The organism is Clavibacter michiganensis subsp. insidiosus (assembly GCF_002240565.1).
GTDB classification, from domain to species: domain Bacteria; phylum Actinomycetota; class Actinomycetes; order Actinomycetales; family Microbacteriaceae; genus Clavibacter; species Clavibacter insidiosus.
In genome coordinates this window covers 2,375,286-2,396,405 of record NZ_MZMO01000001.1, presented here as the reverse complement: position 1 = coordinate 2,396,405, position 21,120 = coordinate 2,375,286, and the positions used below count along the sequence as shown (strand labels likewise).

The following is a 21,120-nucleotide window of genomic DNA, read 5'->3' as shown; positions in this document are numbered from 1 at the left end:
CACCCGCTGTCGTCTCTGCAAGATCCCGTGCCTCCGTGCCCGACAGCAGCTCCGGACGGAATCAGACCGTCCGCCGCTTTCGCAGAGACACACGCGATCGGCTCTCCTCCGCACGGGCTTCGTCCCGCCGGACAGGGGAAAGGACCCACGCACATGACCGATGTCGACACCCGCGCCACCACCGCGGACCTGAGCGCGCTCCGCGTCTCCCAGCTCCAGGCCATCGCCTCCGAGCTCGGGATCCCGGGCGGCTCCAAGCTCCGGAAGGGCGAGCTCGTGACCGCGATCTCCGAGATCCAGGCAGCCCGGGGCACCACCGCCCCCGCCGACGAGACGCCCCCCGAGGCCGTCGTACCCGCCGAGACCGGCGACGCGACCCCCGCCGCCGAGCCCGCCGCCGTCGAGGAGGCCCCCGCCTCGGAGCCCGTCGTCGCCGACGCCGCCCCGGTCGCGGACGCCGCCCCGATCGCCGACGCCGCCCCGGTTGCGGACGCGACCCCCGTCGAGGCGCCCGCCGCCGAGACCCCCGCCGCCGAGGCCCCGGCCGAGCAGCCCGCGCGCTCCGGTCGCGGATCCCGCCGTGCCAGCACCGCCCGCATCGTGCCCGAGCGCATCGCCGAGACCGTCGAGGCGCCCGCGTCCGAGCCCGCCGGCACCGGCCTCGAGGCCCGCATCGCCGAGGCCACGGGCGGCCGCGCGCAGGAGCCCCGCACCGAGGCGCCCCGCACCGAGGCGCCCGCGCGCTCCGGCCGCGGATCCCGCCGCGCCACGAGCTCCGGCGTCGTGGACCCCGCCGCCGAGGCCCCGCGCCAGGCCGCGCAGCATGTGAACAGCGGCCAGACCGCCGACCAGCTCGTCCCCGCCGACGCGCAGGCCGACGCGGCCGCGCCCGCCGTCGACGCGCCGACCGAGGAGCAGGCCCCGGCCCAGCGCTCCGGCCGCGGCCGTCGCCGCGGCGGACGCGACGCCCAGGACGGCGCCGACCGCGGCGCCGCGCAGGACGCGCCCGCCCAGGACACCGCCGACGAGGCGCCCGCCGCGAACGAGCAGGCCGACCGCCAGCGCGACGACCGCGACGCCGACGACCAGGGCGGACGCCGCGACGACCAGGGCCGCGAGGGTCGCGAGGGCGGACGCAACCGCAGCCGCAACCGCCGCAACCGCGACCGCGGCCGCGACCAGGACGACCAGCAGCAGGGCGGCCGCGACCAGGCACCCCGCGAGCAGGCCCCCCGCGAGCCCGACGCCGACGACGAGGCGCAGGAGGAGGCCCGCACCGGCCGCCAGCGCCAGAACGGCCGCGGCCAGGGCGACCGCACGCAGGACGTGCGCGCCGACCAGGCCCGCGCCGACCTCGGCCGCGACGACGACCGCGGCGGCCGCAGCCGGTACCGCGACCGCAAGCGCGGCCGCGGCCAGGGCGGCGACGACTTCGAGCCCGAGGTCACCGAGGACGACGTCCTCCTGCCCGTCGCGGGCATCCTCGACGTGCTCGACAACTACGCGTTCGTCCGCACGAGCGGCTACCTGCCCGGCACGAACGACGTGTACGTCTCGCTCGGCCAGGTCAAGAAGCACTCGCTGCGCAAGGGCGACGCGATCGTCGGCGCCATCCGCCAGCCGCGGGAGAACGACAGCCAGAGCCGCCAGAAGTACAACGCGATCGTGAAGATCGACTCGGTCAACGGCCTGCCGCCCGAGGAGGCCGCGAACCGCGTCGAGTTCGGCAAGCTCACGCCGCTCTACCCGCAGGACCGCCTCAGCCTCGAGACCGAGCCGGCCAAGCTGACCACGCGGATCATCGACCTCGTGTCGCCGATCGGCAAGGGCCAGCGCGGCCTCATCGTCTCGCCGCCCAAGGCCGGCAAGACGCCCGTGCTCCAGGCCATCGCGAACGCCATCGCCACCAACAACCCCGAGGTCCACCTCATGGTCGTGCTGGTCGACGAGCGTCCCGAGGAGGTCACCGACATGCAGCGCACGGTGAAGGGCGAGGTCATCGCCTCCACCTTCGACCGTCCCGCCGAGGACCACACCACGGTCGCCGAGCTCGCCATCGAGCGCGCCAAGCGCCTCGTGGAGCTCGGCCACGACGTGGTCGTGCTGCTCGACTCCATCACCCGCCTCGGCCGCGCGTACAACCTCGCGGCGCCCGCGTCGGGCCGGATCCTCTCGGGCGGCGTCGACTCGTCGGCGCTCTACCCGCCGAAGCGCTTCTTCGGCGCGGCGCGCAACATCGAGCACGGCGGATCGCTCACGATCCTCGCCACGGCGCTCGTGGAGACCGGATCCAAGATGGACGAGGTCATCTTCGAGGAGTTCAAGGGCACCGGCAACATGGAGCTGCGCCTCTCGCGCGCCCTCGCCGACAAGCGGATCTTCCCCGCGGTCGACGTCAACGCCTCCGGCACGCGCCGCGAGGAGATGCTCATGGGCGCCGACGAGGTCAAGGTCACCTGGAAGCTGCGCCGCGCCCTCGCCGGGCTCGAGCAGCAGCAGGCCCTCGAGATCGTCCTCAGCCGCCTCAAGGAGACGACGTCGAACGTCGAGTTCCTCATGAAGGTCCAGGCCTCCATGCCCAACACCGGCAACGGCGTGTCCCACCAGAGCCACGGGCACGGCGCGCACGAGAAGGGCTGACCGAAGTGTTCGAGTCCGTCGTCCAGCTGCTGGAGGAGCACGAGGAGCTCCAGCAGCAGCTCGGCGACCCCGAGCTGCACGCCGACGCGTCGCGCTCGCGCAAGGTCAACCGCCGCTACGCGGAGCTGAGCCGGATCGTCGCCGCGCACGCGGAGTGGACCCAGCTCGGCGACGACCTCGCCGCCGCGCGCGAGCTGGCCGAGGAGGACCCGGCGTTCGCCGACGAGATCCCCGGCCTCGAGCAGGCGCTCGATGTGGCGCAGGAGAAGCTCCGGCGGCTCCTGATCCCGCGCGACCCCGACGACGCGCGCGACGTCATCATGGAGATCAAGATGGGGGAGGGCGGCGCCGAGAGCGCGCTGTTCGCCGCCGACCTGCTCCGGATGTACCTGCACTACGCCGAGTCGCGTCGCTGGAAGACCGAGGTCCTCAGCCAGACCCAGAGCGACCTGGGCGGCTACAAGGACGTCCAGGTCGCCATCAAGGGCACGTCCGACGACCCCGCGCTCGGCGTGTGGGCGCACCTCAAGTACGAGGGCGGCGTGCACCGCGTGCAGCGCGTGCCGGCCACCGAGTCGCAGGGGCGCATCCACACCTCGGCCGCGGGCGTGCTCGTGATCCCCGAGGTCGAGGAGGTCGAGGAGGTCGCGATCGACCCCAACGACCTGAAGATCGACGTGTACCGCTCGTCCGGCCCCGGCGGCCAGTCGGTCAACACGACCGACTCCGCCGTCCGCATCACCCATCTGCCCACGGGCATCGTGGTCGCGATGCAGAACGAGAAGAGCCAGCTGCAGAACCGCGAGGCCGGGATGCGCGTGCTGCGCGCCCGCGTGCTCGCGAAGCAGCAGGAGGAGATCGACGCGGAGGCCTCGGCCGTGCGCCGCAGCCAGATCCGCACGATGGACCGGTCCGAGCGCATCCGCACGTACAACTTCCTGGAGAACCGCATCGCGGACCATCGCACGGGATACAAGGCGTACAACCTCGACGCCGTGATGGACGGCGCCCTCGATCCGGTCGTGGAGTCGTGCATCCAGGCCGACGAGGAGGCGCGTCTCGACGCGCTCGGGACGGACGCGTGACGCCCTCGCGCGTCCCGCTCGCCCGTGGCTGACGGGGAGGGCGTCCCCGCCACGGTGGACGCCCTCCGCATGCGGGTGGGCCGGGCGCTCGCGGCCGCCGGCATCGAGGATCCCGCGGTGGACGCCGAGCTGCTCGTGGGCCACGTCCTCGGGCTCTCGCGCGGGCAGGTGCAGTCGCGCGCCATCACGCGCGCGGCCGTCGACGCCGGGGACGCCGCCCGCGTCCTCGAGCTGACCGCCCGCCGCGCCCGCCGCGAGCCGCTGCAGCACATCACGGGCGTCGCGCACTTCCGCTCGCTCGAGCTCCTCGTCGGCCCCGGGGTGTTCGTGCCGCGGCCCGAGACGGAGCACGTGGCGCAGCTCGCCATCGACGCGCTCTCCGCCGCGCCCGGGGACGCGCCCGTCGCGGTCGACCTCGGCACGGGATCCGGCGCCCTGGCCCTCGCGCTCGCCACCGAGGTCCCGCACGCCCGCGTGCACGCGATCGAGGTGTCGCCCGACGCGCACGCCTGGACGGCCCGCAACGTGGAGCGCCTCGCGCCCCGCGTGCACCTCGTGCTCGGCGACCTCGCCGACGCGTTCCCCGAGCTCGACGGCACGGTATCGGTGGTCGTCTCGAACCCGCCCTACATCCCGGTCGACGCCGTGCCGCGCGACCCCGAGGTGCGGCTGCACGATCCCGCGCTCGCGCTCTACGGCGGCGCCGACGGCCTCGACGTCGTGCGCCTCGTCTCGACGACCGCGCGGCGGCTGCTCCACGCGGGCGGCGCGCTCGTGATCGAGCACGGCGAGATGCAGGGCGACGCGATCCGCGCCCTGCTCGACGCCGACGGCTGGCGCGCGACCGTGACGCACCAGGACCTCACCCGCCGTGACCGCGCGACGACCGCGCTGTGCTGACGCGGATCCGCTCGCTCCGGCGCGACCGACGGCGCGGCTCAGCCCGCCTGCGCCTGCGCCCGGATGAACGCCTCGACCGCCGGAAGCAGGTCCCCGTCGCCGCGCACGTGGTGCCCGGTGATGCCGAGCGAGCGCGCCGACGCGACGTTGTCCGCCCGGTCGTCCGCGAAGAAGGTCCGCTCGGCCGGGTGCCCGTACGCGGCGAGCACCCCGCGGAACACGGCCGGATCGGGCTTGCGCGCCCCGTACCCGCTCGACGTCCGCAGGTGCTCGACGCCGAACAGCGGCACGAGCTCCGGCGCGAGCTCCGGGAGGTGGCGGGCGGCGAGCGCGTTGTTGTTCGTCAGCAGGGTGATCCGGCCGGCCTCGCGCGCCCGCGCCACGGCCTCGAGCGCGGACGGCCGGACGACCATCGACGCGCGGCGGCGGCGCACCCACTCGTCCTCGTCCATCGCGACGCCCACCGCGGCGCAGAACGCGGGGAGGTAGGAGTCGGCGTCGAAGCGGCCGGCCTCGGCGGCCCACTCGCCCTCGTCGTTGTACCAGCGGCGCCGCAGCTCCGGCAGGTCGTGCCCGGTCGCGGCGGTGATGCGGTCGGCGGGCCCCCGCCAGTCGTGGTCGTACAGCACGTCGTCCATGTCGAACACGAACAGGAGCGCGTCGGGCGCGGGGGAGGAGGGCGCGGAGGTCATCACGCCCAGTATGCGGGCGCGGGCGCCACGCGGATGCTCCCCTCAGGGCCGACGGCGTCCGCTCGGCTACGATGAGCGACGACATGGCGCGCATTTACGACTGCTCAGTCGACACCGACCTCCTCACCGGCATGAGACTCGCCCGACAGGCGGTGGGCCGCGGCGAGGTCGTCGTCATCCCCACGGACACCGTCTACGGCATCGCGGCCGACGCCTTCAACCCCGACGCCGTCCAGCGCCTGCTCGACGCGAAGGGCCGCGGGCGCGACGCCCCTCCGCCCGTCCTCATCCCCGGGCAGTCCACGCTCGACGCCCTCGCCGACTTCGTGCCCGACGTCGTCCGCCGCCTGGTGGACGAGTTCTGGCCGGGCGGCCTCACGGTGATCCTCGTGGCGCAGCCCTCGCTCGTCTGGGACCTCGGCGAGACCCGCGGCACCGTGGCGCTCCGCATGCCCGCGAACTCCTACGCGCTCGAGCTCCTCGCGGAGACCGGCCCGCTCGCCGTCTCGTCCGCGAACAAGACGGGTCGGCCCGCCGCCGCGACCGCGCAGGAGGCCGTCGACCAGCTGGGCGAGTCCGTCGACGTCTTCCTCGACGGCGGCGCCGCCGGGGGAGCCGCCTCCACCATCGTCGACGCCTCGCGCGTCACGCAGGCGGGCGGCCGCGTCCGCATCGTGCGCGAGGGCGCCGTCACGCGCGCGCAGATCCAGCAGCTCATCGGCGACGAGCTCGAGCCCGTCGTCGCCGCGCCCGCGGAGCCGGAGGAGCAGCCCGTCCCCGACGAGCCCGAGGCCCCGCGCGGCACGGCGAGCGGCGCCGAGCGCGTCGACGGATCCGCGGATCCGGCCGCCGCGACCCCGTCCGCCGCGACTCCGGCCGCCGCGACTCCGGCCGCCGACGCGACGGCTCCCGAGCCGACGACCGACGCCGGCCCGACGTACCCCGAGTTCGTCGAGCCGGCCGACCCCGCGCCCGCCGACCCGGCCGCGACCGAGCCCCCCGCGGATCCGCCCGCGCACCCCCGGTGACCTACTACGCCGCCATGGCGGTCGTCTCGGCGGTCATCACGCTCGTCCTGTCGATGGTCGTCATGAAGCTCGGCTACCGCTACCGGCTCTACCCGGCCATCCGCGCGCGCGACGTGCACACGCGCCCCACGCCCCGGCTCGGCGGCGTGGCCATGTTCGCGGGCATCCTCGTCGCGTTCGCCGTGGCGTCGCAGGTGTCGTGGTTCAGCCTCGTCTTCGACCGGCCGGGCCCCGTGTTCGCGATCCTCGGCGCCGCGCTCATGATCGTGGTCATCGGCGTGCTCGACGACATCTACGACCTCGACTGGATGATCAAGCTCGCCGGCCAGATCCTCGCCGCGGGCCTCCTCGCCTGGCAGGGGGTCGCCATCTCGTCCCTGCCCATCGGCGGCCTCACGGTCGGCTCCTCGCAGATGTCCATCATGCTGACGATCTTCGCGATCGTCCTCGTGATGAACGCCGTCAACTTCATCGACGGCCTCGACGGGCTCGTCGCGGGCGTCGCCATCATCGCGAACGGCGCCTTCTTCCTCTACAGCTTCCTGCTCTCGGACACGGCCACCGGCCAGACCGAGCGCTTCAACCTCGCGTCGCTCATCAGCGCGATCCTCATCGGCGCGTGCCTCGGCTTCCTCCCGTTCAACTGGCACCCCGCGAAGCTGTTCATGGGCGACGCGGGAGCGCTGCTCGTCGGCCTCCTCATGGCCACCAGCGCCATCGCCGTCACGGGCGAGATCGACCCGAACCCGGAGACCTTCGGCCGCTCGCAGCTGCTGCCCGCGTTCCTGCCGATCCTCCTGCCCTTCGCGATCCTCATCGTCCCGCTGCTCGACTTCGCCCTCGCGGTCTTCCGGCGGCTGAAGGCGGGCAAGTCGCCGTTCAGCGCCGACCGCAAGCACCTGCACCACCGCCTGCTCGACATGGGCCACTCGCGCCTGCACGCGACGCTGATCTTCTACGCGTGGACGGGCGTCGTGTCCGTCGGCTGCCTGCTGATGTTCGTCGTGCAGCCGTACGCGTGGGGCGTCGCCTTCATCGCGGTCGGCATGGTCGCCTGCGCCGTCGTCACGCTCGCCCCGCTCAGCCGCCGCAAGCGCCTCGAGGCCGCCGCGCAGCTCGTCCCCGCCGACGCGGAGTCGGAGGACGCCGCCGCGTACGACCCGCTCGACGAGGCCGCCGTGGACCGGCCGCTCGCGCGCCTCACGGAGTCGGAGCTCGAGGCCGTGGAGCGCGAGCACGCCGAGCTCGCCACGGGATCCATCGCGACCCGCCCCACCGACGCCCCGCACCCGGGGACCACCAAGGAGACGACATGACCGACAGCCCGAGCGCACCCGCCCCGACGGAGCGCCCCGCGAAGAAGGACGTCTTCACGCGCATCCTCATCGGGGGAGCGATCCTCGCCCTCGCCATCGCGGTGGTCGGCGGCATCGTCGGCTTCGCGGTCGACGGCGGACGCGGCCTCCTCAGCGCCGTGATCGGCAGCGCCATGGCCCTCGTCTTCCTCGGGCTCACGGCGGGCAGCATCCTCTTCGCCAACCGCTTCCAGTCCTCGCCGATCTACCCGACGCTGTTCTTCTCGGTCGTGCTCGGCGCGTGGCTCCTCAAGTTCGTGGTCTTCCTCGCGGTCGCGATGGTGCTCAAGGAGCAGCCGTGGATCAACCTGGTCGTGCTCTTCGTGACGGTGATCGTCGGCGTCGTGGGCGCCCTCGTGATGGACATGATCGTGATCACGAAGGCCCGCGTCGGCTACGTCAGCGACGCGCAGCTGCCCGGCCGCTAGCCGAGCGCAGACGACCCGTCAGCAGGGGGGACGCGATTAGTCAGGGCACCCTCATTGTTGATAGTCTCTGTCGAGACGATTCCCGTCGGGCCGTGCCCAGATCCACCTCACGCCGGCGTCTTCTCACCCCATCCGTTCGTCGCCGCGAGAGCTCGCGCTCCACGCCCCGAAACAGGAGATAGCGCTGTTAGCCACCGCTGCACCCAGCATCATCACCCTCGCCGCTGAAGACTCGGGTGAGGGGTTCCACGCTCCTACGCTCGAGGAGTTCTTCCCGCCGATCGCCTTCTTCGAGGGCACGGGCTTCGACCTCAACCGCATCATGCTCATCAGGCTCCTGGTGATGGCGGTCCTCGTCGTCCTGTTCATCGTGGGCACGCGCAAGCTCGCGCTGGTGCCCGGCCGCGGCCAGAACCTCGTCGAGATGGGCGTCGACTTCGTGCGCGTCAACATCGCGGAGGACATCCTCGGCAAGAAGGACGGTCGTCGGTTCCTGCCGATCATCATGACCATCTTCTTCCTGGTCCTCGGCATGAACCTGACGGGCGTCGTCCCCTTCCTCAACATCGCCGGCACCTCGGTCATCGGCCTCCCGCTCCTGCTGGCGCTCGTGGCCTACGTCACGTTCATCTACGCGGGCATCAAGGACCGGGGGGTGATGTTCTTCAAGAACACGCTGTTCCCCGCCGGAGCGCCGAAGCCGGTCTACCTGCTCCTCACGCCCATCGAGTTCCTCTCGACGTTCATCATCCGGCCGGTCGCGCTCACGCTCCGACTCCTGATGAACATGCTCGTGGGGCACCTCCTGCTGGTGCTCTGCTTCTCCGCGACGTGGTTCTTCCTCTTCGAGGCCCAGGGCGCGCTCAAGATCCTCGGCGCCGGCACCCTCGTCCTCGGGTTCGCGTTCACGCTCTTCGAGCTGCTCGTCGCCGTCCTGCAGGCCTACATCTTCGCCCTCCTCACCGCCGTCTACATCCAGATGGCCGTGGCGGAGGAGCACTAAGCGATCTCGTCGACCAACGAGATCACCCAACCGGAAGGAAACCCCAGTGGACCCCATCATTCTCGCCGAGATCAACGGCAACATCGCGACCGTCGGCTACGGCCTCGCAGCGATCGGCCCCGGCATCGGTGTCGGGATCGTCGCGGGCAAGACCGTCGAGGCCATGGCCCGCCAGCCCGAGATGGCCGGCAGCCTCCGCACCACGATGTTCCTCGGCATCGCGTTCTCCGAGGCGCTCGCGCTCATCGGCCTCGCGACCTACTTCATCTTCACCAACTAGGGGAGTCGCACATGCTCACGCCCCACAAGGTGATGGCGGCAGGTGAAGAAGCGCCGAGCATCCTCCTACCCGCGGTCTACGACATCGTGTGGTCGGCGGTCGTGTTCGTCGTCCTCCTGGTCGTCATCTGGAAGTACGCGCTCCCGCGCGTCTACGCCATGCTCGACGGTCGCACCGAGGCCATCGCCGGCGGCATCGAGAAGGCCGAGCGCGCGCAGGCCGAAGCCGACGCCGCGAGGGCCGAGCTCACCGCTCAGCTCGCCGAGGCACGCGCCGAGGCCGGCCGCATCCGCGAGCAGGCCCGCGTCGACGCCACGGCGATCGCCGCGGAGATCAAGGAGCAGGCCACGGCCGACGCCGCCCGGATCACCGCGAGCGCGCAGCAGCAGATCGAGGCCGAGCGCCAGCAGGCGGTCGTCGCGCTCCGCTCCGAGGTCGGATCGCTCGCGATCGACCTCGCGTCCGGCGTCATCGGCCAGAGCCTCACCGACGACCAGCGCTCCACGGCGCTCGTCGACCGGTTCCTCGCCGACCTGGAGGCCAGCGAGGCCTCCGGCAGGACGGGATCCGCCAGCTGATGGGCAGTGCATCGCGCGCATCGCTCGACACCGCCCGCCGCGTCCTCGCGGAGCTCGGGGGCGTCGACCTGTCGACGGCCGGTCAGCTCCTCGGGGCCGGCCGGGCCATCGGCGGATCCACGCACCTGCTCTCCGCGCTGGCGGACACCGGCATCGCGCCGGAGGTGAAGCACAGCATCGTGGACCGGGTCTTCGGCGCCACCGTGCAGGAGCCGGCGCTCCGCGTCCTCCGCGCGGTCGTCGACGGCCGCTGGTCGTCGCACGACGAGCTGCTCGCGGGCATCGAGGAGCTCGGCATCCGCGCCGTGGCGATCTCGGCCCCCGAGGGCACGCCCGTCGAGTCCGAGCTGTTCACGTTCGGCCGCGCCGTGTCCACCGACGACGGCCTCGAGCTGGCGTTCGGCGACAAGCTGGGCGAGCCGGAGGCCAAGTCGACGCTCGTCCACCGTCTCCTCGACGGCCGGGCATCGGAGCAGACGGTCGTGATCGTCGAGCAGCTCGTGCAGCAGCCCCGCGGCCGCCGCATCGGGGAGCTCGTCCGTCACGCCGCCACCCTCGTGGCCGACCAGGCGGGCCTCACCATCGCCACGGTCAGCGTCGCCTCGCCCCTGTCGCCCGAGCAGTCGGAGCGCCTCGCGCAGGCACTGAGCCGTCGGTACTCCCGGCGGATCGAGCTGAACCAGGTCGTGGACCGCGATCTCGTCGGCGGCCTCCGCGTCCAGATCGGCGACGACGTCATCGACGGCAGCGTCGCCACCAGGATCAACGATTTGAGACTCCAGTTCGCCTGACCGGCGGGCGTCACCTCGGGAGCCGTCCGCTCTCGTGAATGCAAAGGGAAAGAAGATGGCAGAACTTTCGATCAGCCCCGACGAGATCCGGGACGCGCTCAAGGACTTCGTGCAGTCCTACGAGCCCGGCAAGGCCTCGACCACCGAGGTCGGCTACGTGCTCGACGCGGGCGACGGAATCGCCCACGTGCAGGGCCTGCCCGGCGTCATGGCCAACGAGCTCATCACGTTCGCCGACGGGACCCTGGGCCTCGCCCAGAACCTGGAGGAGAGCGAGATCGGCGTCATCGTGCTCGGCGAGTTCGCCGGCATCGAGGAGGGCATGGAGGTGCGCCGCACCGGCGAGGTGCTCTCCGTCCCCGTCGGCGACGGCTACCTGGGCCGCGTCGTGGACCCGCTGGGCAACCCGATCGACGGCCAGGGCGAGATCGCGACCGAGGGCCGCCGCGCCCTCGAGCTCCAGGCGCCCGGCGTCATGCAGCGCAAGAGCGTGCACGAGCCCATGCAGACCGGCATCAAGGCCATCGACGCCATGATCCCGATCGGCCGCGGCCAGCGCCAGCTCATCATCGGCGACCGCCAGACCGGCAAGACGGCCATCGCGATCGACACGATCATCAACCAGAAGGCCAACTGGGAGTCCGGCGACACGAACAAGCAGGTGCGCTGCATCTACGTCGCCATCGGCCAGAAGGGCTCCACCATCGCCTCGGTGAAGGGCGCCCTCGAGGAGGCCGGCGCCATGGAGTACACGACCATCGTCGCGTCCCCCGCGTCCGACCCCGCCGGCTTCAAGTACCTCGCGCCCTACACCGGCTCGGCCATCGGCCAGCACTGGATGTACGGCGGCAAGCACGTCCTCATCATCTTCGACGACCTGTCCAAGCAGGCCGAGGCCTACCGCGCCGTGTCGCTCCTCCTGCGCCGCCCGCCGGGACGCGAGGCGTACCCCGGCGACGTGTTCTACCTGCACTCCCGCCTGCTCGAGCGCTGCGCCAAGCTCTCGGACGAGCTGGGCGCCGGATCGATGACGGGCCTGCCCATCATCGAGACGAAGGCGAACGACGTCTCGGCGTACATCCCGACCAACGTGATCTCGATCACCGACGGCCAGATCTTCCTCCAGTCGGACCTGTTCAACGCGAACCAGCGTCCCGCGGTCGACGTCGGCATCTCGGTGTCCCGCGTCGGCGGCGACGCCCAGGTCAAGAGCATCAAGAAGGTCTCCGGCACGCTCAAGCTCGAGCTCGCGCAGTACCGCTCGCTCGAGGCGTTCGCGATCTTCGCGTCCGACCTCGACGCGGCGAGCCGTCGCCAGCTCGCCCGCGGCGCGCGCCTCACCGAGCTGCTCAAGCAGCCCCAGTACTCGCCGTTCCCCATCGAGGAGCAGGTCGTCTCGATCTGGGCGGGCACGAAGGGCAAGCTCGACGAGGTGCCCGTCGAGGACATCCTCCGCTTCGAGCGGGAGCTGCTCGACCACCTCCACCGCAACACGGAGGTCCTGTCGCAGCTGAAGGAGAAGAACGTCCTCACCGACGACATCGTCGACGCGATGGACAAGGCCGTCGACCAGTTCAAGCTCGAGTTCCAGACGGGCGAGGGCAAGCCGCTCGCGTCCGTCGGCTCGGAGAAGTTCGAGGCGACCAAGGCCGAGGACGTCAACCAGGAGCAGATCGTGAAGGCCAAGCGCTGACGCGCTGACGCCACACGATCCGCCACCGACCGAGACCGTTAGGGAGACTCATGGGAGCACAACTCCGGGTCTACACGCAGAAGATCAAATCCGCGCAGACGACGAAGAAGATCACCCGCGCCATGGAGCTGATCTCCGCGTCGCGCATCCAGAAGGCGCAGCAGCGGATGGCGGCGTCCGCGCCGTACTCCCGCGCCGTCACGCGCGCGGTCTCGGCGGTGGCGACGTTCTCCAACGTCGACCACATCCTCACGACCGAGCCCGAGAAGGTGGAGCGGGCGGCGATCGTCATCTTCGCCTCCGACCGCGGACTCGCCGGCGCGTTCAGCTCCAGCGTCCTGAAGGAGTCGGAGCAGCTCGCCGAGCTCCTCCGCTCGCAGGGCAAGGAGATCGTCTACTACCTCGTGGGCCGCAAGGCCGTCGGCTACTTCAAGTTCCGCAAGCGCTCCTCGGAGCGCATCTGGACCGGCAGCACCGAGAAGCCCGAGTTCGAGACCGCGAAGTCGATCGGCGACGCGCTCGTGGAGAAGTTCGTGACGCCCGCGTCCGAGGGCGGGGTGGACGAGATCCACATCGTCTTCAACCGCTTCGTGTCGATCGCGACGCAGAAGCCCGAGGTCGTCCGGCTGCTGCCGCTCGAGGTCGTGGAGGGGGTGGAGGCGCCCGGCGAGGGTGCCGTCCTGCCGCTCTACGAGTTCGAGCCCGAGGTGGGCGACGTGCTCGACGCGCTGCTGCCCGTCTACATCGAGAGCCGCATCTTCAACGCGATGCTCCAGTCGGCCGCATCCGAGCACGCCGCGCGCCAGAAGGCCATGAAGTCGGCGAGCGACAACGCCGACAAGCTCGTGACCACCTACACGCGGCTGCGGAACAACGCGCGCCAGACCGAGATCACGCAGCAGATCTCCGAGATCGTCGGCGGCGCGGACGCGCTCGCCTCCAGCAAGTAACTCCCACGCTCCACGAAAGAAGAAGAGAGACATCAATGACTGACACCGCCACTGCGCCGGTCGCCAGCGACAGCGTGGCCGGCGTCGGACGCATCGTCCGCGTCACCGGCCCGGTCGTGGACATCGAGTTCCCGCACGACTCGATCCCCCCGGTCTACAACGCCCTCAAGACCACGATCACCATCGGCGAGGAGTCGACGGAGATCACGCTCGAGATCGCGCTGCACCTCGGCGACGACGTCGTGCGCGCCATCGCCCTCAAGCCCACGGACGGCCTCGTCCGCGGCCAGGAGGTGCGCGACACGGGCGCCGCCATCTCGGTGCCCGTCGGCGACATCACCAAGGGCAAGGTCTTCAACGTCACCGGCGACATCCTCAACAACGAGGGCGGCGAGCCGATCGAGATCACCGAGCGCTGGCCCATCCACCGCAAGCCCCCGATGTTCGACCAGCTCGAGTCCAAGACGCAGCTGTTCGAGACCGGGATCAAGGTCATCGACCTCCTCACCCCGTACGTGCAGGGCGGCAAGATCGGCCTGTTCGGCGGCGCGGGCGTCGGCAAGACCGTCCTCATCCAGGAGATGATCCAGCGCGTCGCGCAGGACCACGGCGGCGTGTCCGTGTTCGCCGGCGTCGGCGAGCGCACCCGCGAGGGCAACGACCTCATCATGGAGATGGAGGAGGCCGGCGTCTTCGACAAGACCGCGTTGGTCTTCGGCCAGATGGACGAGCCGCCGGGAACGCGCCTCCGCGTCGCCCTGTCCGCGCTCACGATGGCGGAGTACTTCCGCGACGTGAAGAACCAGGACGTGCTGCTCTTCATCGACAACATCTTCCGCTTCACGCAGGCCGGCTCCGAGGTCTCCACGCTGCTCGGCCGCATGCCGTCCGCGGTGGGCTACCAGCCGAACCTCGCGGACGAGATGGGCGTGCTCCAGGAGCGCATCACGTCGACGCGCGGCCACAGCATCACGTCGCTGCAGGCCATCTACGTCCCCGCGGACGACTACACCGACCCGGCGCCGGCAACCACGTTCGCGCACCTCGACGCGACCACGGAGCTCAGCCGCGAGATCGCCTCGCGCGGCCTCTACCCGGCCGTCGACCCGCTGACGTCCACCAGCCGCATCCTCGACCCGCGGTACCTGGGCCAGGCGCACTACGACACGGCCACCCGCGTCAAGGCGATCCTGCAGAAGAACAAGGAGCTGCAGGAGATCATCGCGATCCTCGGCGTCGACGAGCTCTCCGAGGAGGACAAGGTCACGGTGTCGCGTGCGCGCCGCATCCAGCAGTTCCTCTCGCAGAACACGTACATGGCGAAGAAGTTCACGGGCGTCGAGGGCTCCACGGTGCCGCTGAAGAACACCATTGAGTCGTTCTCGAAGATCGCCGACGGCGACTACGACCACGTCGCCGAGCAGGCGTTCTTCAACGTCGGCGACCTCGACGACGTCGAGCGCCGCTGGTCCGAGATCCAGAAGGAGAACGGCTGACATGGCCCGCGCTGATCTCACGGTGACCGTGGTCTCGGCCGACCAGCAGGTCTGGTCCGGCCAGGCCTCCATGGTCGTCGCGCGCACGAGCGAGGGCGAGATCGGCATCCTGGCCGGTCACGAGCCCCTGCTGGCGATCCTCGCGACCGGCAACGTCCGCATCACGCAGGACGGCGGCGCCGTGATCACGGCCGACGCCGACGAGGGCTTCCTCTCGGTGGAGAACGACAACGTGACCGTGGTCGCACGCAAGGCCGCGCTGGTCGCGTAGCGTCACCGCATCTCGTCCGACGGCGGGCGGTCCCTCGGGGGCCGTCCGCCGTCGTGCGTCCGGCGTGCGCCCGCCGCGCGTCCAGCCCCGTCCCCTCGACCGATCCCGGAGGTCCCGTGCTCGTCCTGCTGCCCCCGTCCGAGACGAAGCGCGACGGGGGGACGGAGGGATCGCGCCTGGATCTCGACCTCCTCGCGTTCCCCGAGCTGACGGAGGAGCGCCGCACGGTCGTGCACGCCGTCGCCGACCTCGCCCGGGACCCCGAGGCCGCGGCCCGCGCCCTCAAGCTCGGCCCGCGCCAGTCGGCCGAGGTGGAGCGGAACCGCCTGCTCGAGTCGTCGCCGACCATGCCGGCGCTCCGCCGCTACACGGGCGTGCTCTACGACCCGATCGGCGCCGACGCCCTGGATGACGCGCAGCTCGCCTTCGCCGGCCGCCACGTCGCCGTGCACTCGGCGCTCCTCGGACCGATCCGGGCGACCGACCCGATCCCCGCGTACCGGCTCTCGCATGACAGCCGCCTCCCGGGCCTCCGGATGAAGGCGCACTGGGTGGCGTCGGTGCGCCGGGTGCTCGAGGGGATCCCGGGCCTCGTCCTCGACCTCCGTTCCGAGGGCTACGCGGCCCTCGGACCGCGACCGGGGCACGCGGACTCCGCCGTGGTGCGCGTGGTCGCCCGCGGCGCGGACGGCGCCGTGCGCGCGCTCAACCACTTCAACAAGAAGGCGAAGGGCGAGCTCGTGCGGGCGCTGATCCTCGCCGGGCGCGACCTCGGATCGGTGGCGGAGCTCCTCGAATGGGCCGCCGACGCCGGGATCGAGCTCACGCGCGGCGACTCCGGCGAGCTCGTCCTGGTGGCCGCCGCGCACTGACGGTGCCGCCGGCCGCGCTCGGGGGTCAGGCGGCGCGGTGGCACCCGACCACGTGGTCGTCGACGAGCCCCGAGGACTGCATGAGCGCGTAGACGGTGGTGGGACCCACGAAGCGGAGGCCGTGCGCCTTCAGCTCGCGGCTGAGGGCGGTGGACTCCACCGTGACGGCCGGGATCTCGTCGGCCGTGGTCGGGCGCGGCCGGCCCCGGGGATCGGCGGCGTGCGCCCAGATCATCCGGTCGAGCGTTCCCTCCCCGCGCTCGTCGACGAGGGCCCGGACCGCGCGCGCGTTGCCGACGGCCGCGAGGATCTTGGCGCGGTTGCGGATGATCCCGGCGTCGCCCATCAGCCGCTCGACGTCGTCCTCGTCCATGGCGGCGACCGCGTCGACGTCGAAGCCGTGGAACACCTCCCGGAATCGCGGGCGCTTGCGGAGGATGGTGATCCACGACAGCCCCGCCTGGAAGCCCTCGAGGCACAGCTTCTCGAACAGCGGACGATCGCCGTGCAGCGGGCGACCCCACTCCCCGTCGTGGTACCTGCGGTACTCCGCGTCGGCCGCGGACCAGGCGCAGCGCGCGAGGCCGTCCTCGCCGTGCACGAGCGACGCCCGCGTCACGACAGCACCGAGCCCTCGAGCGCGAGCAGCCGGACCTTCGTGGCGACCCCGTCGCCCGCGCTGAAGCCGGTCACGCGCCCGTCGGAGCCGAGCACGCGATGGCAGGGGACGAGGATGCAGAGCCGGTTGGCGCCGACGGCGCCGCCCACCGCGCGCGCCCCGCCGGGACGCCCCGCCGCCTGCGCGAGGGCGCCGTACGTCGTGACGCCGCCGTGGGGCACGCGGGCGAGCGCCTCCCAGACCGCGACCTGGAACGGCGTGCCCGTCAGCCGCACCGGGACGTCGAACGACGTGCGGCGACCGGCGAAGTGCTCGTCCAGCTGTCGTGCCGTCTCCGCGAGGACGGGGCTCGGCCGGTCGTCCAGGTGGTCGAGCGGCAGGACGCCCGCGGTCGCGATGGAGACGGCCACGACCCGGTCGCCCTCGGCGACGAGCTCCAGCCGGCCCACGGGGGACGGGATCCGGAGGAGCGCGGCGCCCACGGGCAGGAGGCCCGCGGCGGGCGGGAGCGGACGGCGCGGATCGGCGTCGAGGGCGGGGGACGGCGGACGGAGGACGGGAGCAGGGGGAGTGGTCCGACGCGCGGGGGCGGCGGCGGGAGCGGAGGCGGGGGTCATGCGGGGAACGTACGACGGGCCGTGCGGATCGCGCCGGCGCCCGCCGGGTCGGGGGAGGGGGCGGCGGGAGTCGCCGTCGGGGGAGGAGGCGGAGGAGCGCGCCGCCGTCACCGGGAGCGCCCGTGCCCGTCCTGCGTGTGGACCTTCAGGTACACGAACGTCTCCGTGCTCACGACGCCGTCCAGCGCCCGGATCCGGGCGTTGAGCAGCTCGACGAGCTCCTCGTCGTCCTCGCAGACCACCTCGGCGAGGAGGTCGAACGTGCCCGCCGTCATCACCACGTAGTCGACAGCCGGGATGTCCGCGAGGGCGTCGGCGACCACGCGCACGTCGCCGCTCACGGTGACGCCGATCATCGCCTGCCGGGTGAGGCCGAGCTGCTGCGGGTCGGTGAGCGCGACGATGCGGATCACGCCCGCGTCGGTGAGCTTCTGCACGCGCTGCCGGACGGCGGCCTCGCTGAGGCCGACGGCCTTGCCGATCTCGGCGTACGACCGGCGCCCGTCCTCCCGCAGCTGGTCGACGATGGAGCGGGAGATGGCGTCGACGGGGAGCCCGCGGGCGGAGGGGCGCTGCGGCGTGCTCATCCTCCGAGCATGGCAGTCCGGCGGAGGCCGGGCAACCGGATCCGCGCCGGCGGGCCACCACGACGGGCCGGATGCCCCTCCCGGGTCCGCGATGGGCCGCTGTCCGAGGGACGGCGCAGCCCTCTGGTGCGGCGCGCCCGCGCGATAGGATCCCTGTCAGCGCGTCCGGCCGCCCGAGGCCCGGCGCCGACCGCCCGACCGGGCGCCGACCCTCGATGGAGCCGATGACGTGAGCGAGGGCTCCCACCGTTCCTCTCCCGCCGGCGCGGGATCGTCCGGCATCGCGGTCGTCACGCCCCACGCCGTCGTGCTCCTGCCCGCGGGCGCCCCGACGCCGGTCGTCGACGGCCTCTGGCGCGCGGTCGCGGATCCGGCCGTCACGGCGGAGGCGCTCGTCGCGGCGCTGCCGCTGCGGGGCGCCGACGAGGTCGCGTCCTTCGCCGTGCTCGTGCACGAGGTCGCCGGGCCTGAGGGCACGCGCCTCCAGGTGGTGCTGCGGGGCGACGCCGTGGTGGACGTCGACGGGACCGCGGGTCCCCGACGGGTGGACGCGCGACAGGCCCAGCCCTTCTACCTGGCCACGCTCGACCGGGTGCGGGCGTACCGGACCGGGCGGGCGGACGCCGAGGCGAGCGCGACCGCGAGCCGGACGGACGGCCTGCCGCTCACGGCGGGCGTCGTCGCCACCGACGCCGTGCGCTGGCGCCTCCGCGACGCGCGATCCGACGACCCGGCGGGCGCGGAGGCGCACCCCCGCGCCGTCGCCGTCGCCGACGCCGCGCGTCGCGTCTCCCCGCCTCCCGTGGATCCCGGCCTGGTCGCCACCGTCCTCGACGGGCCGGCGGATCCGGGCGGGCGATCGGAGGGATCCCAGGCCCGCGAGGACGCCGCCGCCCGCGCCGGGTCCGCCGGCGTGCCCACCGTAGCCATGCCGGCCGTGCCGCCCGCAGGCGAGGAGGAGGCCGCCCCGCGCGTCGTCCACGCCTTCCGCGTCCGGCGCGACGGGGTGCCGCACGTCGACGCGGATGCTCCCGACCGGATCCCCCTCGACGCGCCCGCCATCGTCGGCCGCCGCCCCCGGCCGCCGCGCGTCGTCCGGGGCGTCGCACCGCGGCTGGTGACCGTGCCCTCCCCGCTCGGCGAGATCTCCGGCACGCACCTCGGGCTCCGGCAGGACTCCGGCGTCGTCGTCGTGACCGACCTCGACTCCACGAACGGCACCGTGGTGCTCGTCCCCGGCGCCGAGCGCCTCGCGCTCCGCCCGGGGGAGTCGCTCGTGGTCGTGCCCGGCACGCGCATCGACATCGGCGACGGCGTCGTCCTCGAGATCCTGTCCGCCCGATGACCGCCATCGGAGCGGACGTCGCCGAGACCTCCCTCGCCCTGCCCGACGGCCGCACGCTCGTGCTCGGCTGGGCGTCCATGACCGACCGCGGCCTCCGCCGCGACCACAACGAGGACAGCGTGCTCGCGGCCGTCCCGTACTTCGCGGTGGCGGACGGCATGGGCGGGCACGCCGCCGGCGACGTTGCCAGCGACGCCGTCATCCGCCGCCTCGCCGAGGAGCAGGAGCGCGCCGAGTCCGGGTTCGCGGATCCCGAGGGCGTGGAGCCGGCGCTCGACCTGGCCGTCGGCGACATCCGCGAGGAGACCGGGGACCTCGAGCTGCACGCGGGCACGACCGTCACGGGGGCGTGCCTCACCCTGGTGTCCGACCGTCCCTACTGGGCCGTCTTCAACGTCGGCGACTCGCGGGTCTACCAGCTCCGCGGCGACGTGCTCGAGCAGGTCACCGTCGACCACTCCGTCGTGCAGGAGATGGTGGACGCCGGCCGCATCACGCGCGCGCAGGCCGACCGGCACCCGGACGGCAACATCATCACCCGGGCCGTGGGCGTGGGCGACGCCGCCGAGGCGGACTACTGGTTGCTGCCCGTGACCGCGCGGCTGCGGCTGCTGGTCTGCTCCGACGGGCTGACCAAGGAGCTGGCCGACGCCGAGATCCGCGGGCACCTGCTGCGCGCCGACGACGCGGCGACGGCGGTGCGCGACCTGGTCGTGCACGCGCTGGAGAGCGGCGGCCGCGACAACGTGACGGCCGTCGTGGTCGACGTCCTGCGGATCGACCCGGCCGCGGACGCGCCCGAGCCGCCCCGCCGCCGCGGCCTGCGCCGCTGACCCGGGTGCCGGGCAGCCGAGTCGCCGGGCGGCCCGGCGGCTGCGACCCGCGCTACGCGTGCAGCGCGTCGTTGAGGATCGACCCGCCGCCGCGCCGCGGGACCGCCTCCACGGCGCCCGTGAGCGAGTTGCGGCGGAACAGGATCCCGGGCCGGCCGGAGAGCTCGACGGCCTTCACCTGCGGCACGGTCCCGTCCGGGCCCGGCGCCTCGCCCGCGAGCCGGACCTTGGTGCCGGCCGTGACGTAGAGCCCGGCCTCCACGGCGCTGTCGTCGCCGATCGAGATGCCGACGCCCGAGTTCGCCCCGAGGAGCGCCCGCTCGCCGATCACGACGCGCTGCGTGCCGCCGCCCGAGAGCGTGCCCATGATGGAGGCGCCGCCGCCGACGTCCGAGCCGTCGCCCACGACGACGCCCTGCGTGATCCGGCCCTCGACCATCGAGGAGCCGAGCGTGCCGGAGTTGAAGTTGACGAAGCCCTCGTGCATGACGGTGGTGCCGGGCGCGAGGTGGGCTCCGAGGCGGACGCGCGAGGCGTCGGCGATGCGCACGCGGTCGGGCGTGACGTAGTCGAGCAGGCGCGGGAACTTGTCCACGCCGTGCGCGGCGATGCCCGCCCGCTGGAGCGAGGGCCGCAGCCGGTCGAAGTCGTCGGGGTGCACGGGCCCGGCGTTGGTCCAGACGACGATGGGGAGCTGGCCGAAGATCCCGTCGAGGTTCAGCGTGTTCGGCGCCACGAGCAGGTGGCTGAGCAGGTGCAGCCGCAGGTAGGCGTCGGGCGTCGACGCGGGCGGCGTCTGCAGGTCGATCTCGACGGTGACGATGTCGACCGTGACGCCGCGGCGCGGGTCGGCCACCGCGAGCTCCTCGATCCCGGCCGGCGCGATCCAGCGGTCGCGGCCGGCCGGCAGCGGTCCGAGCTCGGGCGCGGGGAACCAGGTGTCGAGCACGGTGCCGTCGGAGGCGACGGTCGCGAGCCCGTAGCCCCAGGCGGATCCGGAGGCGGGGGAGGAGGCGGGCGCGGCGGACGGGGTCGGAGCGGGGGAGGCCATGCGGCC

Annotated in this window: 22 protein-coding genes; 17 read left to right on the top strand and 5 right to left on the bottom strand. The window is 72.8% G+C overall.

Going from position 1 to position 21,120, the window contains the following annotated elements:
* Positions 1–153: 153 nt before the first annotated feature.
* The 3 genes from rho to prmC are packed head-to-tail and all read left to right on the top strand — an operon-like array spanning position 154 to position 4,625.
* The gene (gene rho, locus B5P21_RS11590) at positions 154–2,640 is read left to right on the top strand and encodes a transcription termination factor Rho (RefSeq protein ID WP_094171177.1); all 2,487 of its coding nucleotides are present in this window, start codon (positions 154–156) and stop codon (positions 2,638–2,640) included.
* 5 nt (positions 2,641–2,645) lie between these two features.
* The gene (gene prfA / locus B5P21_RS11585; RefSeq protein WP_094171176.1) at positions 2,646–3,725 is read left to right on the top strand and encodes a peptide chain release factor 1; all 1,080 of its coding nucleotides are present in this window, start codon (positions 2,646–2,648) and stop codon (positions 3,723–3,725) included.
* Between the two features lie 24 nt (positions 3,726–3,749).
* The gene (gene prmC, locus B5P21_RS11580) at positions 3,750–4,625 is read left to right on the top strand and encodes a peptide chain release factor N(5)-glutamine methyltransferase (protein WP_045527206.1); all 876 of its coding nucleotides are present in this window, start codon (positions 3,750–3,752) and stop codon (positions 4,623–4,625) included.
* A 38-nt stretch (positions 4,626–4,663) separates the two neighbouring features.
* On the opposite strand, the gene B5P21_RS11575 is transcribed toward prmC, so the two are convergent.
* The gene (locus B5P21_RS11575; protein ID WP_045530209.1) at positions 4,664–5,317 is read right to left on the bottom strand and encodes an HAD-IA family hydrolase; all 654 of its coding nucleotides are present in this window, start codon (positions 5,315–5,317) and stop codon (positions 4,664–4,666) included.
* 83 nt (positions 5,318–5,400) lie between these two features.
* On the opposite strand from B5P21_RS11575, the gene B5P21_RS11570 reads away from it, so the two are divergent.
* The 12 genes from B5P21_RS11570 to yaaA all read left to right on the top strand — a co-directional run bounded on the left by B5P21_RS11570 (position 5,401) and on the right by yaaA (position 16,062).
* Positions 5,401–6,345: an L-threonylcarbamoyladenylate synthase gene (locus B5P21_RS11570; RefSeq protein ID WP_045527208.1), complete on the top strand. Its 945-nt coding sequence runs from the start codon at positions 5,401–5,403 to the stop codon at positions 6,343–6,345.
* The gene (locus tag B5P21_RS11565) at positions 6,342–7,661 is read left to right on the top strand and encodes an MraY family glycosyltransferase (RefSeq protein WP_045527209.1); all 1,320 of its coding nucleotides are present in this window, start codon (positions 6,342–6,344) and stop codon (positions 7,659–7,661) included. Before B5P21_RS11570 ends, B5P21_RS11565 begins: the two co-directional genes overlap by 4 nt.
* The gene (locus B5P21_RS11560) at positions 7,658–8,128 is read left to right on the top strand and encodes a Cg1360 family ATP-synthase-associated protein (RefSeq protein ID WP_045527211.1); all 471 of its coding nucleotides are present in this window, start codon (positions 7,658–7,660) and stop codon (positions 8,126–8,128) included. Before B5P21_RS11565 ends, B5P21_RS11560 begins: the two co-directional genes overlap by 4 nt.
* A gap of 178 nt (positions 8,129–8,306) precedes the next feature.
* Positions 8,307–9,131 (top strand): F0F1 ATP synthase subunit A, encoded by an 825-nt coding sequence (atpB, locus tag B5P21_RS11555; protein ID WP_487006717.1) that lies wholly within the window; start codon positions 8,307–8,309, stop codon positions 9,129–9,131.
* 46 nt (positions 9,132–9,177) lie between these two features.
* Positions 9,178–9,411: an ATP synthase F0 subunit C gene (locus tag B5P21_RS11550; protein WP_012037850.1), complete on the top strand. Its 234-nt coding sequence runs from the start codon at positions 9,178–9,180 to the stop codon at positions 9,409–9,411.
* Between the two features lie 11 nt (positions 9,412–9,422).
* Positions 9,423–9,989, top strand: coding sequence for a F0F1 ATP synthase subunit B (locus B5P21_RS11545; protein WP_045527215.1), 567 nt, complete (start codon positions 9,423–9,425; stop codon positions 9,987–9,989).
* Complete coding sequence (locus B5P21_RS11540; RefSeq protein ID WP_045527217.1) at positions 9,989–10,780, top strand: F0F1 ATP synthase subunit delta; 792 nt, start codon at positions 9,989–9,991, stop codon at positions 10,778–10,780. The genes B5P21_RS11545 and B5P21_RS11540 overlap by 1 nt, the downstream gene beginning before the upstream one ends.
* A gap of 55 nt (positions 10,781–10,835) precedes the next feature.
* Entirely contained in the window at positions 10,836–12,473 is a 1,638-nt protein-coding gene (gene atpA, locus B5P21_RS11535; RefSeq protein WP_045527220.1) for a F0F1 ATP synthase subunit alpha, read from the top strand.
* A 50-nt stretch (positions 12,474–12,523) separates the two neighbouring features.
* Positions 12,524–13,423, top strand: a complete 900-nt coding sequence (locus B5P21_RS11530) for a F0F1 ATP synthase subunit gamma (RefSeq protein ID WP_043587601.1) — start codon at positions 12,524–12,526, stop codon at positions 13,421–13,423.
* Positions 13,424–13,458: 35 nt separating this feature from the next.
* Entirely contained in the window at positions 13,459–14,919 is a 1,461-nt protein-coding gene (gene atpD / locus B5P21_RS11525) for a F0F1 ATP synthase subunit beta (RefSeq protein ID WP_012037855.1), read from the top strand.
* Position 14,920: 1 nt separating this feature from the next.
* On the top strand, positions 14,921–15,190 hold the full coding sequence (locus B5P21_RS11520; RefSeq protein WP_012037856.1) for a F0F1 ATP synthase subunit epsilon: 270 nt from the start codon (positions 14,921–14,923) through the stop codon (positions 15,188–15,190).
* A 116-nt stretch (positions 15,191–15,306) separates the two neighbouring features.
* Positions 15,307–16,062 (top strand): peroxide stress protein YaaA, encoded by a 756-nt coding sequence (gene yaaA, locus B5P21_RS11515; protein ID WP_094171175.1) that lies wholly within the window; start codon positions 15,307–15,309, stop codon positions 16,060–16,062.
* Positions 16,063–16,087: 25 nt separating this feature from the next.
* On the opposite strand, the gene B5P21_RS11510 is transcribed toward yaaA, so the two are convergent.
* From B5P21_RS11510 to B5P21_RS11500, 3 genes are all read right to left on the bottom strand, one after another.
* Positions 16,088–16,681: a DNA-3-methyladenine glycosylase I gene (locus B5P21_RS11510; protein WP_172457213.1), complete on the bottom strand. Its 594-nt coding sequence runs from the start codon at positions 16,679–16,681 to the stop codon at positions 16,088–16,090.
* Positions 16,678–17,298, bottom strand: a complete 621-nt coding sequence (locus tag B5P21_RS11505) for a methylated-DNA--[protein]-cysteine S-methyltransferase (RefSeq protein ID WP_080939365.1) — start codon at positions 17,296–17,298, stop codon at positions 16,678–16,680. The genes B5P21_RS11510 and B5P21_RS11505 overlap by 4 nt, the downstream gene beginning before the upstream one ends.
* A gap of 107 nt (positions 17,299–17,405) precedes the next feature.
* On the bottom strand, positions 17,406–17,885 hold the full coding sequence (locus B5P21_RS11500; RefSeq protein WP_086520636.1) for an Lrp/AsnC family transcriptional regulator: 480 nt from the start codon (positions 17,883–17,885) through the stop codon (positions 17,406–17,408).
* A 229-nt stretch (positions 17,886–18,114) separates the two neighbouring features.
* Between B5P21_RS11500 and B5P21_RS11495 the strand changes: the two genes are divergently transcribed.
* Positions 18,115–19,230, top strand: a complete 1,116-nt coding sequence (locus tag B5P21_RS11495) for an FHA domain-containing protein (RefSeq protein ID WP_045527228.1) — start codon at positions 18,115–18,117, stop codon at positions 19,228–19,230.
* Positions 19,227–20,063, top strand: a complete 837-nt coding sequence (locus tag B5P21_RS11490) for a PP2C family protein-serine/threonine phosphatase (RefSeq protein WP_045527231.1) — start codon at positions 19,227–19,229, stop codon at positions 20,061–20,063. The genes B5P21_RS11495 and B5P21_RS11490 overlap by 4 nt, the downstream gene beginning before the upstream one ends.
* A 52-nt stretch (positions 20,064–20,115) precedes the next feature.
* Here the strand turns inward: B5P21_RS11490 and dapD are convergent, their stop codons facing one another.
* Positions 20,116–21,114 (bottom strand): 2,3,4,5-tetrahydropyridine-2,6-dicarboxylate N-succinyltransferase, encoded by a 999-nt coding sequence (gene dapD, locus B5P21_RS11485; protein ID WP_045527232.1) that lies wholly within the window; start codon positions 21,112–21,114, stop codon positions 20,116–20,118.
* Between the last annotated feature and the right edge of the window lie 6 nt (positions 21,115–21,120).